This is a genomic window from Streptomyces sp. NPDC001492 (genome assembly GCF_053597275.1).
On record NZ_JBSFHW010000023.1, the window covers coordinates 79410 to 89882 of the forward strand.

General features: G+C 69.9%; 18 protein-coding genes. All 18 read left to right on the forward strand.

What is annotated here, in order from left to right:
* Window positions 1-110: 110 nt before the first annotated feature.
* Entirely contained in the window at window positions 111-1433 is a 1323-nt protein-coding gene (locus tag ACWC1K_RS27690) for an HNH endonuclease (RefSeq protein WP_450835186.1), read from the forward strand.
* On the forward strand, window positions 1433-2383 hold the full coding sequence (locus ACWC1K_RS27695) for a mucin-2 (protein ID WP_450835188.1): 951 nt from the start codon (window positions 1433-1435) through the stop codon (window positions 2381-2383). The genes ACWC1K_RS27690 and ACWC1K_RS27695 overlap by 1 nt, the downstream gene beginning before the upstream one ends.
* Window positions 2383-2967 carry an ATP-binding protein gene (locus ACWC1K_RS27700; protein WP_450835189.1) on the forward strand — a complete coding sequence of 195 codons (585 nt, stop codon included), beginning with the start codon at window positions 2383-2385 and terminating at the stop codon, window positions 2965-2967. Before ACWC1K_RS27695 ends, ACWC1K_RS27700 begins: the two co-directional genes overlap by 1 nt.
* Window positions 2964-4325 carry a replicative DNA helicase gene (gene dnaB, locus ACWC1K_RS27705; RefSeq protein WP_450835190.1) on the forward strand — a complete coding sequence of 454 codons (1362 nt, stop codon included), beginning with the start codon at window positions 2964-2966 and terminating at the stop codon, window positions 4323-4325. Before ACWC1K_RS27700 ends, dnaB begins: the two co-directional genes overlap by 4 nt.
* 26 nt (window positions 4326-4351) lie before the next feature.
* The gene (locus ACWC1K_RS27710; protein ID WP_450835192.1) at window positions 4352-4522 is read left to right on the forward strand and encodes a hypothetical protein; all 171 of its coding nucleotides are present in this window, start codon (window positions 4352-4354) and stop codon (window positions 4520-4522) included.
* Window positions 4519-4902, forward strand: coding sequence for a hypothetical protein (locus ACWC1K_RS27715; protein ID WP_450835194.1), 384 nt, complete (start codon window positions 4519-4521; stop codon window positions 4900-4902). The genes ACWC1K_RS27710 and ACWC1K_RS27715 overlap by 4 nt, the downstream gene beginning before the upstream one ends.
* Window positions 4899-5192 carry a hypothetical protein gene (locus tag ACWC1K_RS27720; RefSeq protein WP_450835196.1) on the forward strand — a complete coding sequence of 98 codons (294 nt, stop codon included), beginning with the start codon at window positions 4899-4901 and terminating at the stop codon, window positions 5190-5192. The genes ACWC1K_RS27715 and ACWC1K_RS27720 overlap by 4 nt, the downstream gene beginning before the upstream one ends.
* Window positions 5189-5425 (forward strand): hypothetical protein, encoded by a 237-nt coding sequence (locus ACWC1K_RS27725; RefSeq protein ID WP_450835198.1) that lies wholly within the window; start codon window positions 5189-5191, stop codon window positions 5423-5425. The genes ACWC1K_RS27720 and ACWC1K_RS27725 overlap by 4 nt, the downstream gene beginning before the upstream one ends.
* On the forward strand, window positions 5422-5973 hold the full coding sequence (locus tag ACWC1K_RS27730) for a hypothetical protein (RefSeq protein ID WP_450835199.1): 552 nt from the start codon (window positions 5422-5424) through the stop codon (window positions 5971-5973). Before ACWC1K_RS27725 ends, ACWC1K_RS27730 begins: the two co-directional genes overlap by 4 nt.
* 123 nt (window positions 5974-6096) lie before the next feature.
* Window positions 6097-6828 (forward strand): hypothetical protein, encoded by a 732-nt coding sequence (locus tag ACWC1K_RS27735; RefSeq protein WP_450835201.1) that lies wholly within the window; start codon window positions 6097-6099, stop codon window positions 6826-6828.
* Window positions 6815-7294, forward strand: coding sequence for an ATP-binding protein (locus ACWC1K_RS27740; protein ID WP_450835202.1), 480 nt, complete (start codon window positions 6815-6817; stop codon window positions 7292-7294). The genes ACWC1K_RS27735 and ACWC1K_RS27740 overlap by 14 nt, the downstream gene beginning before the upstream one ends.
* Window positions 7295-7434: 140 nt before the next feature.
* Complete coding sequence (locus ACWC1K_RS27745; protein ID WP_450835203.1) at window positions 7435-7893, forward strand: hypothetical protein; 459 nt, start codon at window positions 7435-7437, stop codon at window positions 7891-7893.
* A 5-nt stretch (window positions 7894-7898) separates the two neighbouring features.
* Window positions 7899-8159 (forward strand): hypothetical protein, encoded by a 261-nt coding sequence (locus tag ACWC1K_RS27750; RefSeq protein WP_450835205.1) that lies wholly within the window; start codon window positions 7899-7901, stop codon window positions 8157-8159.
* Between the two features lie 76 nt (window positions 8160-8235).
* A complete protein-coding gene (locus tag ACWC1K_RS27755) occupies window positions 8236-8418 on the forward strand; it encodes a hypothetical protein (protein ID WP_450835207.1) in 183 nt (60 codons plus the stop codon).
* 2 nt (window positions 8419-8420) lie between these two features.
* A complete protein-coding gene (locus ACWC1K_RS27760; RefSeq protein ID WP_450835209.1) occupies window positions 8421-9335 on the forward strand; it encodes a hypothetical protein in 915 nt (304 codons plus the stop codon).
* A 3-nt stretch (window positions 9336-9338) separates the two neighbouring features.
* Window positions 9339-9578 carry a hypothetical protein gene (locus ACWC1K_RS27765; RefSeq protein ID WP_450835210.1) on the forward strand — a complete coding sequence of 80 codons (240 nt, stop codon included), beginning with the start codon at window positions 9339-9341 and terminating at the stop codon, window positions 9576-9578.
* A gap of 249 nt (window positions 9579-9827) precedes the next feature.
* On the forward strand, window positions 9828-10148 hold the full coding sequence (locus ACWC1K_RS27770; protein ID WP_450835212.1) for a hypothetical protein: 321 nt from the start codon (window positions 9828-9830) through the stop codon (window positions 10146-10148).
* On the forward strand, window positions 10145-10447 hold the full coding sequence (locus tag ACWC1K_RS27775) for a hypothetical protein (RefSeq protein ID WP_450835214.1): 303 nt from the start codon (window positions 10145-10147) through the stop codon (window positions 10445-10447). Before ACWC1K_RS27770 ends, ACWC1K_RS27775 begins: the two co-directional genes overlap by 4 nt.
* Window positions 10448-10473: the final 26 nt, after the last annotated feature.

Genomic DNA, 10473 nt, shown 5'->3' on the forward strand with positions numbered 1-10473 from the left:
ACACGAGGGGTAGGGTCGTGTACGTACACGGGAGCGTTAATTCTCAGTCCCCGTGCGGCTTTTCGCGCTCGCAGACACCGCTGTACAGAACGATCAAAGGACACCACTTCATGGCCGTCTCCAAGCGCCTCCGGTACGAGATCCTCCGGCGGGACTCGTACACCTGCCGGTACTGCGGGCGATCCGCCCCGGAAGTTCCGCTGCGCGTTGACCACGTCACCCCGGTCGCGCTTGGTGGCGGCGACGAACCGACCAACCTCGCCACCAGTTGCCACGACTGCAACAGCGGGAAGACGTCCACGAGTCCGGACGCGCCGCTCGTCGCCGACGTCGCAGACGATGCCCTGCGATGGGCCGCAGCCATGAAGCAGGCCGCTGGCGACCTGCGCGACACGCTGGCGCCGAAGATCGCCTACCGCAAGCACTTCGAAAAGTCCTGGAGCAAGTGGACTCGAGAAGACGGCTGGAAGACCGTGCGCGTCGAACTGCCGGACAGCTGGAAGAGCAGCCTCGACACCTTCTATGAGGCCGGCCTACCCAAGGAGGTGTTGCCCGACATCATCGAGAAGGCCATGACCAATCCGACGGTCAGGGTCGACAACACCTTCCGCTACGCCTGCGGAATCGCCTGGCGCATGATCAAAGACCTACAGGAACGGGCGCGCGAGATCGTCGCCCCGCAGGTCAAGAGGCCCGCCAGCGTCCTCAGCTCCGTCGGACAGGCGGCGCTCGACATCTGGGTCCACAACTGGACGTCAGACCTTGAAGCGGCGCCCTCAGATGAGGAACATGCCGCATTCGTGCGGAGCCTCTCGCAGATCGAGGCCAACACCGACTGGGTGGATCCGGAGCGACTCATCGCCGCAGCCTCGCACGGGGGGTCCGCCGGCTTCTCAACCATCGAAGACGCGATGGCTGGCGCCGCCGATCAGGAACGGGCGGACATCGTCATCGATTGGTGCGACGCGTGGTCCGACCTCGATGGGGCAGCCACGTACACGGCGCCACCCGAGGGCTTCCTCTACACCGTCGTCCAGAGTCAGGTCGACGATCTCGCGGATGCAGGCGTGGCACTGGGGCGGATCAGGCGTGCGGCTGTACTGGCCGGCTTCCACCACTCGTCGGAGCTGCACCAGGGTCTGCGAGCGAACGAGATCGAGCACACGGGAGTTGACGCTTTCCGGCAGCGAGCCGCTGACCTGTGGTCGCGCAGTTTCCGTGCGGGCGCTAACCGCTGGCCCGAGGCCGAAGAGCGGGCCGCCTTCCTGGCCCATTACAACCGCGTGGCCGCCGACGCCGACTTCTACCTCAACGACGTCCTCGTCGCCGCCGTCACGGCCGGGGCCTACCAGGACACCGACCTGACTACCTGCCTGCCCCGGCATCTTTCCGCGCTGGAAATTGCCGCGCAGCCGCTTGCCGGGGAGAGCTGATGCCCTGGTTCAAGGTCGACGACACGGCGCACGCGCACCCGAAGATGCGCCGGGCCGGCAAGTCCGCCATCGGCCTGTGGGTGATGTGCGGGTCCTATGCCGCCGCCTATCTCACTGACGGCGTTGTCCCCGCCGAGACGGCGGCCGAGGGCACTCAGACACAAATCGCCAAGCTCTTGAAGGCTGGCCTGTGGCACGAGCACGGCCACGGCTGCAGTCGTTGCGCCCAGCCGATGCCTGGCGACTTCGTGATGCACGACTACCTCCGCTACAACCCGAGCCGCGCAAGGGTGCTCGCCGAGCGCGAGCGGGAGGCGGAGAAGAAGCGGGCTCAGCGGGCTGGCGGACAGCCGGACGGGACGCCTCCGCCGCGAAATGGGCACCAAAACGGCTCGGATTTCGGCGGAAAAACTGAAGAAAAACCTGAGTTTTTCGACGGTTTTTCTTCGCCAGTTTCAGGTAAAGGCGCAGGTCAGAACTCTATGTCCCATGGGGACTCCGAGCCGCCTCACGCGCGCGCGTCCCGGCCCGCCCCGACCCAAGCAGTAGCTACTGACGTAGCTACTGCTGCTAGCTGGGCCGACCGCAAGAACGGATTCCCGGACGCGCTTCAGCCCCTCGCGCAAGAGCTGGCAGCAGCCGGACTCGGAGCCGTCGCCTGGGACATCAAGAAGTTCAGCGACTGGGAGCGCATCCGCATCCAGGTCGAGCGCCTCGGGGTCGACCTCATGGTCCGTTCCGCCACCAACGCCGCACAGCAGCGCGGTGAGCCGGACAGCGTCGTCGCCTGGATTGGCCGCTGGGAATCGCTTCAGCCCGAGCCGGCCGGACGACCTCAACTCCGTGCCGTCTCTGGCGGCTGGACCGGCCCGAACCGCCCTCACCCCGCCACCGGCGCCGCTGCGCCCACGCCCACTGCCGATGACTACAAGAACGCGAGGCCCTTCTGATGACCTCTGCCGAAGAGCGGCGTGCTCGCCATGACGCGATGCAGGCCGCCGCCCGCAACGAGATCCGCGCGCAGACCCTCGACCGCTACCTGGCCCGCCGCCCGAAGTCCTTCACCGAGGATCACCCGGTGCGGCCCGAGATCGAGAAGTGGATCAGCGACTTCCTGGCCGGCTCGCACGCCTCACTGCTGCTGATGGGTGAGCCCGGCACCGGGAAGACCTGGCATCTGTGGAAGATCGGCGAACTGCTGATCCGTCGCGGCTGGTTCGGCCGCTACTACCTGGTGTCCGACTTCGAGTTCAAGGCCGCCGCAGACCGGCCCGTCAACCATGAACGGCTGCAGACGTGGCGCGAGGCGCCGCTGATCGCCCTCGACGACTTGGGTGCCACGCAGTTGTACCCGTGGACGGTCGACGCGATCGCCCAGCTGATCGACGCGCGCTGGCAGAACCAGCTGCCCACGTTGATCTCCACCAACCTGCCGACGCTCGAGCCGCTCGGCCCGCGCACTCAGTCTCGCTTCGCCGATGGCGGATCCACGTTCGCCACCTTCACCGGCACCGACTTCAGGAAGGCCTCATGACCCACGACCACGACTACGACGAGCAGGGCGAGTTCAAGGACATCCCGCCGATCGACTTGGATGCCGAGCGCGCCGTCCTCGGCGCAATGATCATCTCCAGTCGGGTGATTGAGGAAGTCGTCGAGATCCTCGAGCCCGGACACTTCTACCGCCCCAACCACGAGACGATCTACCGGGCCCTCGTTGATCTCCACAACGAAGGCGCCCCCCACGACCAGATCGCCCTCACCAACCGCCTTGAGCGGGACGGCGACCTGGCCCGCTGCGGCGGTCACGGCTACCCGTTCACCCTCGTCCAGGCCCTGCCGTCCGTCGCGGACGCCGAGTACTACGCCGGGGTCGTCCGCGAGAAGGCCGTCCTGCGGAAGATCCTCGCCGCGGGCAGCGGCATGACGCAGGAAGCCCGAAGCGGCGCGTACAGCCCCGACGAGATCATCCAGAACGCCTACGACACCCTCGAAGGCCTCGCCGGCCTGACCGACGCCGGCGACGAAGACCTGTCCATCGGCGTCGACATCATGGAGACCGTTGCCGAGGTCGTCGACATCCGCGAGAACGGCCCCAAGCTCGGCCTGCTCACCGGCTTCATGGACTTCGACGCCCTCACCGGCGGCCTGCAGCCCGGCCAGTTCATCCTGATCGCCGCCCGGCCCGCCATGGGCAAGTCCGTGCTCGCCGGCGACTTCGCCCGCTACACCGCGATCCGCAACGACATCCCCACCGCGTTCTTCTCGCTGGAGATGGGCCGCAAGGAACTCGAGAAGCGGTTCCTGTCCGCGCAGGCCACCTACCCGCTGCACTGGATGAAGGCCAAGGGGCCCGTCGACGACGGCAAGGTCATGAAGCTGGTCGAGGCCGGCAAGGACATGCAGTCGTCGCCGCTGTTCATCGTCGCCGATACCGGCATCACCCTCGCCAAGATTCGCTCGCACTGTCGTCGCGTGCAGCGGCAGCACGGTCTCGGCCTGATCGTCATCGACTACCTGCAGCTGATGAGCGGCGAATCCCAGGGCCGCAACGACAACCGGCAGCAGGAGGTCTCCCGGATCAGCCGCGGCCTCAAGACGCTCGCCATGGACCTGCAGGTCCCGGTCATCGCCCTGTCGCAGCTGAACCGTGGACCGGAGCAGCGGCAGGACAAGAAGCCGATGGTCTCCGACCTGCGCGAGTCGGGATCCCTCGAGCAGGACGCGGACATCGTGATCCTCCTGCACCGCGAGGACGCCTACGACAAGGAAACCCCGCGCGCCGGCGAGGCGGACCTGATCGTCGCCAAGCACCGCAACGGCCCCACCGCCACGATCACCGTCGCTTTTCAGGGGCACTATGCCCGGTTTGTCGACATGGCCCAGACCTGACCCATCTATCCGACAGGAGGAACCACATGCTCTACCTCGACACCTGCGACCGCTGCCTCACCGAAGACAGCCCCGCCATATCGCCGATCAGCCTCGTCCCCAGCGGACCCGGCGGGCTCCTCGCCACCTATCGCTGCCCCGACTGCGGCGACACCTGGACCTGCGGATGGGCCGCACAGGAGGACTACGCCGCATGACCACCCCGATCATCTGCCGTCCGCCGTCGTTCCCGATCCGCCGCATCCTCGCCTGCCCGACGGAGGGCCGCCGTCGCCGTATGGCCGGCCACGATCACGGGCCCTACTACGGGCCGATGGTCACCTGCTTGGGCTGTGGCGATTCATGGTCGTGCGGGGAGCGCCTCGAGCGCCCGTTCCGTCCGGGCTGGCGCAAGGACGCGATCGCCGAGGCGAAGCGCGCCTGGGTTGAGGCGGGCCGGTACACGCGCGCCGAGTACCGGGCGTGGCTGGACGCCGAACTCGCCGCGATCTTCCCCGAGCCCGCCGTCGACGACGTGCCCCTGCCGGACGTCGAGCCGGCCACCCAACCCCACCACCAGGAAGGAACCGCAGCATGACCACCGACTCTTACGTCAACGGCATGTGCACTTTCGGCGAGGACCGTGCTCCTGGCGCCGGTTGCATCAAGCCGGCTGGCCACGACGGCGCGCACCTCGTCACGCCTGGCGACACCAGCCAGCTCGACGACGACCAGCTTTGCCCGGCCCTGTTTCCCGGCGACGACATGCACGCCGGCCAGCTCTGCGAACGCGAGCGCGGCCACGGCGGCGACCACTGGTGCATGGCCCCGATCGCCGGCACCCGACACCGCCGGCAGCTCGCATGGCCCGCGGAGGTGACCGGATGAGCCATCCGCTCCCCATCGGCGCCCGCGTCCGGCACTACGGCCAGCAGTGGCCGGCAGCCCGAGCCGGCACCGCGACCATCCGCGAGATCAAGGGCCCATGGCCTGACGGCACCTACGAGTACCGGGTCTGGGCGACGGAGGACTTCAGTCGCCGGCCCGGACCCGACAACCCCGAGACCTGCGAGACCTGGTGGTCGTCGCTGGCCACGATCCCCGCAAAGGAGAACCGATGACCGACCTCACCCCCGCCTCGCAGAAGCTCCTGCGGGAGCTCGCCCGCCACGACAAGGGCGACGGTGTTGCCGTCCGGTACGCCGGCCGCGGACGCTGGCACCTCGACGGCAGCACCATCGACTTCAACCGCCGCACATTCCCGCCCCTGTTCGAGAACGACCTCGTGACCGGCTGGGACGAGCACGACGACGACGGTCCGCTAAGCCTCACCGAGGCCGGCCGGAAGCTCGCTGGCGAACTGGACGCAGTAGCCACAGCGCAGCAGGCCGCGAAGAAGGCCCGGCCGAAGCCGAACGCGGACGGCCCGACGGCGCTGCGGCTACTGCGGGAGATCGCGAAGAACGCCGAGCCGGCGCTGATCTACTCCGACAGCCGCGGGCGCCGGGTGTGGAGCCTCGGCTCGCACGACGGCTACCGCGCATCCGTCGACACGTGGCTAGCCCTGAGCGGCGCCGACTTGATCCACATCGAGTACGGGTTCGCCGGCGGCAAGCGCGTGTCCGTGACCGACGCCGGCCGGCAGCGTCTCGCCGCCCGCAGCCGATGAACGCAGCGACCCGGGCGGGGTCTAGCCGCCCGGGTCTGCCCGAACCCTACCCAGCCGCCGCATGACCGCCCCACCCGTCTGCCGCACCACGCCACCACCCGCACCCGACCCGAGGAGACACCTGTGACCGACACGACCGCCGCATCCGAGCCGCGGACTCTCTGCCGCACCTGCGTGACCCCCATCGCCTACATCGACGCCCCGACCGGCGGATGGTGGGCCCACGACACGCATCCCGCCGACGGGCACGACGCCGTTCCCGGGGCGTGGGTGGGCAACGACGAGCTGATGGAGGCGATCGCCGCCGCGGTGTGGGAGCACTGCGGCACCGAGGGCACGAGCCTTGTCGTCGATGATCCGCGCAACATCGCGGGCACGGCTACTGCGGTCGCCCGGCGGTTCGCCGACGCCGAGCAGGCCGAGCTGAACCATCTCCGTGCCCGCATCGCCGAGCTGGAAGGCCCGGCGGTCGAGGCCCGTGCCGCGCTGGCCGCGCTCTGCTACGACCTCGAAGACCCCGGCAGCAATGCGCTCGGTGCGCTGTTCCTCCTGTCGCGGGCCACCGTCGGCGTCGAGGCGCCGAAGGACGACGCGGCTGCCGCGCTCGCCCGGCATGACGCCGAAGTCCTGCGCCGGGCCGCCGAGACGCTGGAGGCAACGGACCGCGACGACGACGCGGTCAACCTGCTGTATCTGCTGGCCGACCAGGCGACCGCCGAGTGCGACCGATGCAAGGGCTCCGGCGTCGACCCCGAGCACGCGGAGTCCGAGGACTGCGGCGACGTCGTCCGAGAGGTCCCCGTGCCGTGCAGCGCCTGCCAGCCCGCCGTGGAGGCCCCCGGTGCCGCGCGTTGACGGCCGCCAGGCCACGATCCACGCCCCGATGGGCGTGCAGGCGTCCGGTAAGTCGACACTGTCCCGCCTGATCGCCGCCGAGACGGGCGCCGTCCACGTCGACCTGGACGACGTCCGCCGCCGGGTGTGGCCGGACTGCCCGCCGGTGTGGGATCCGCATTCGGGCCGGGGGTTGCGGGTGCAGCGGGTCTACGAGGCGGAGGTGGCCGCGGTGCTGGCCGCGGGCCGGGACGTGATCGTCGACAGGACGAACGTCGACCCGCGCGACCTGGCCCGGCTGCGGGTGATTGCCCCGCACGCCCGGCTGCTGATCCACGACCTGACCGCCGTGCCGCTGGCGACGTGCATTGCCCGGGATGCTGCCCGGCCCGACACAACCCGGGTGGGTGCGGACGGGATTCGAGACCTCCACCGCCGCTGGCTTGCCCCGTCCGGGCGCCTGAGAGCGCCTAGGAGCGTCCCGTAGCCGTTCCGGGTCGCCCGGGAGCTTCCGGACACTCCCAGCGCCTCTCAAGCCGGTTCTGCGGCCTCGCGATCCGAACCGAGTCCCGCTGTCAGTGCCACCCCGTACCGTTCCAACCCACCGCAAACCAGGAGGAATTGACCATGACCGAGACCCGTGAACTCCCGCACGACCCGTACATCCGCGCCGTCGTCATCGCCCTGACCGCCGCAGGCCTGGAGCCCGACGGCTGGTGGACGTCCGACGCCGAGACCGACCCGTACCGCACCGACGACGACGGTGCCACGATGCTGAACGCCGTCCTCCTGTGGAGCGGCGACCACACCGCCATCGCCGACGCGGTCGCCCCGGACGGAATGCTCCTGCTGTGGGATCACCCGGCCGAGCAGTGGCAGTACGCCGAACGGCGCGCCGGGGGCGGCAATGAGGAGCCGCAGTTCTTGCCCGCACTCGGCCGCTACGCCCACCCCGGATCGGTCGTGGCGACGGTGAGTGCCCTCCTCGCCGGTGACCCGGTGCCTGAGGGGCACGCGCCGTACTGGCACGAGGCCGACGCCGTGAAGCGGGCGGTCGCCGCGTGGGCTGCCACCGAGAGCGAGTGACCGCCATGACCGACACCACGCCCCGCGCGGAGCTTCAGGCCGCTGTCGAGTTCCTGCGCGGCGCCACGTTCCGCGGGGCGATGACCGCAACGCCCGCTGTAGCCGCGCTCGTCCGGGCCCGTGAGCCGCTCGCCCTGCTGCTGGATGCCGTGGCCTCCAACGCTCTGGAGGACGGCCACGAGGAGTGCTCCAGCTGGTGTTCGCCGGAGACCTGCGATCTGTCCGCCGCCCTGGCTGTGGCGCGCGCCCTGACCGCCACCCCGTGACCACGAAGCGACCTCGCGCCGTCGGTAGCGGCGCGAGGTCTGCGGCCACTGTCCCACCGAACGACTGGAGTTGACCATGACCGACCCGACCGACCGCCCGTTCCGCGACGAACCCACCGAGGTGCTGCAAGCCGCCCTCGGTCTCGCCGCCACCCACGCCGACCAAGCCGCCCGGTTCCGTCCCGCGCAGCCGGGAGACGAACTGCCCGCCGTCGTCGGCCTCTTCCGAACCGAGCTTCAGCACCGAGGGGAACTGTGATCGTGACCGACAACCCGACCCCGCAGTCCGACGAAGACCCGTTCGAGCATGTCGGCTGGTGGTGCTGGCGCGGCGACAACCACGGCCACCTCGCCACCACGGCCTGCCGCAGCGACAACGTGCCCATCCACGTGCCCGCCGACTGGGCGGACGAGATGCGGGCGGTGATCCAGCGAATCGAGGACGGCGGCGACGAGCAGCCGCCCGCTGTCCCGGCGTCGTCCCCGCCGCCGGACCAGACCGACCTCCGTGCCCGCATCGCCGAGGCGCTGGCGCCGTACTTCGCGAACTTCTCGGACTGGGAGACCGCGAGGATCAATGCAGGCGAGGCCGCCGTCCCGGTGCTGGCTGTGCTGCCGCCGCCCGCCGACCGGGCCGCCGTGATCGCGGCGACCGCGCGTGCCTGTGCTGCGCACCTCCGCGATAGGTACTCGGACACGTGGACCGAGGACGCGGCGCGCTCGCTGGAGCTGAACGCGGCACGGATCGAGCGCGGCGAACCGACCGCGCTGCTGCGCCGTCTGGCCGCCGAGGCGCAGCAGCCCGACACCGACGGCTGCCCCGACCCGATCGAGTGCAGCCACGAGGCCGCCCTCGGGGAAGCCCAGCAGCAGGTGAAGCGCCTCAGCCTCATGGTCGACGAGTACGGCCACGGGGCGTCCGCGCTCACCGACAAGCTGAAGCGTGCCCGGGACATGCACCGCGAGACGTGCCCGTGGGCGCAAGGCGGGGCCCCATCACCCGCGTTCAAGTGCGGCATGTGCGAGGTCCTCGACGCGCCCGCCGTCCCGGTGCAGCCCGCGGCAGACGGCAGCGGCGAGGAGGCGCGTGTCGTCCGGTGCAGCCGAGCCATCCTCAGCCGCCCCCACGAACCACACGGCGGCTGCCCTGGTTTCAGCTTCACCGAGGAGGTGTGAGTCGTGGCTGACTTCACGTCCGAGACGGTGACCCGCACGATCCGCCGCTGGATCGTCCCGGCTGCCGAGCCGTGGGGCGCAGCAGCAGCCGAGATCGGCAAGGCGTGGGCGGTCGCCGAGCGCGCGTACCGGGAGCACTTCGAGATCCCCGACGAGCGCCCGCTGCATGACGACGCGCTCCGGTTCCACGTGCGGGACGAGGAGATCGTCATCGAGTTCGCGACCGAGCAGCGGGCAGCGTGAGGCACCAACGCCCCCGCCGATGCCGTTTCCCGCCCTCTCATTCGTTGCTGGACGGCCTGGGAGGCGTTCCGGACCCCTCGGGGCCACCGGGACGCTTCCAGGGCCTCTGAGAGCCGCCTACGGCTTCCTGGCGCACCCCGAATCGGTTGAGCGCCCGCCTGAGCCCTCCAACCGCACCCGACCCTCCCGAGCCCCGCACCACCGCCCAACGCCCGCCACACGCCCGCACAGAGCCGAGAAGAGGCCCGAATGACCGACACCGAAGACCGCACCCCGCCGACCCGCTCCAAGTGGCCCGCCGCCCAGCACCTTCAGCAGGCCGCTGATCAACTCCGAGACGTCGTACCCGAGATCCATTCCGACCTCCGCGGCTATGCCGATCCCGTCGCCGAGTGGCTCGACAAGACCGCCAACGAGATGGCGTGGCTTGCCCCGTATCGCGACCACGAAGGCGGCTACCGGCCCTGGCGCGTTGCCGCCCGCATCGCCCACGCCGTCCTCGGCCTGCCCGACCCGGACGGCTGCACGGTCTGCCACACCCGACGGACCGACAGCGAGGGGAAGTCGTGACCGTCGACTTGCCGACCCCGCTGGTCGTGACCCGCCACCAGTGCCCGTTCTGCCGTCGCCACACCCGCGCCAGCGCCAAAGCCGTCGAGGACCACATGACGCGCTGCTGGAAGAACCCGGCACTGCGGAACTGCAAGACCTGCGAACACCACCTGCCCGCCACGCGGAGCGAGGAGTACTGCAATCCCGGCGAGTGGTGCGCGTGCGGCGAATACCCCGAGGCCTGCGACGTCGATGCCGCACCAGCAGGCGCCACCTTCCCGATCTCCCACTGCCCCAGCTGGCAGGCAGCCGCCTAACCAATCGAACCGATCAAGGAGAAACC

What these genes read in the sequence shown, in the direction of transcription:
- ACWC1K_RS27690 (WP_450835186.1), top strand. Translation starts at nt 111, where the DNA reads ATGGCCGTCTCCAAGCGCCTCCGGTACGAGATCCTCCGGCGGGACTCG.
- ACWC1K_RS27700 (WP_450835189.1), top strand. Translation starts at nt 2,383, where the DNA reads ATGACCTCTGCCGAAGAGCGGCGTGCTCGCCATGACGCGATGCAGGCC.
- ACWC1K_RS27730 (WP_450835199.1), top strand. Translation starts at nt 5,422, where the DNA reads ATGACCGACCTCACCCCCGCCTCGCAGAAGCTCCTGCGGGAGCTCGCC.
- ACWC1K_RS27720 (WP_450835196.1), top strand. Translation starts at nt 4,899, where the DNA reads ATGACCACCGACTCTTACGTCAACGGCATGTGCACTTTCGGCGAGGAC.
- ACWC1K_RS27755 (WP_450835207.1), top strand. Translation starts at nt 8,236, where the DNA reads ATGACCGACCCGACCGACCGCCCGTTCCGCGACGAACCCACCGAGGTG.
- ACWC1K_RS27745 (WP_450835203.1), top strand. Translation starts at nt 7,435, where the DNA reads ATGACCGAGACCCGTGAACTCCCGCACGACCCGTACATCCGCGCCGTC.
- ACWC1K_RS27710 (WP_450835192.1), top strand. Translation starts at nt 4,352, where the DNA reads ATGCTCTACCTCGACACCTGCGACCGCTGCCTCACCGAAGACAGCCCC.
- ACWC1K_RS27770 (WP_450835212.1), top strand. Translation starts at nt 9,828, where the DNA reads ATGACCGACACCGAAGACCGCACCCCGCCGACCCGCTCCAAGTGGCCC.
- ACWC1K_RS27695 (WP_450835188.1), top strand. Translation starts at nt 1,433, where the DNA reads ATGCCCTGGTTCAAGGTCGACGACACGGCGCACGCGCACCCGAAGATG.
- ACWC1K_RS27715 (WP_450835194.1), top strand. Translation starts at nt 4,519, where the DNA reads ATGACCACCCCGATCATCTGCCGTCCGCCGTCGTTCCCGATCCGCCGC.
- ACWC1K_RS27725 (WP_450835198.1), top strand. Translation starts at nt 5,189, where the DNA reads ATGAGCCATCCGCTCCCCATCGGCGCCCGCGTCCGGCACTACGGCCAG.
- dnaB (WP_450835190.1), top strand. Translation starts at nt 2,964, where the DNA reads ATGACCCACGACCACGACTACGACGAGCAGGGCGAGTTCAAGGACATC.
- ACWC1K_RS27750 (WP_450835205.1), top strand. Translation starts at nt 7,899, where the DNA reads ATGACCGACACCACGCCCCGCGCGGAGCTTCAGGCCGCTGTCGAGTTC.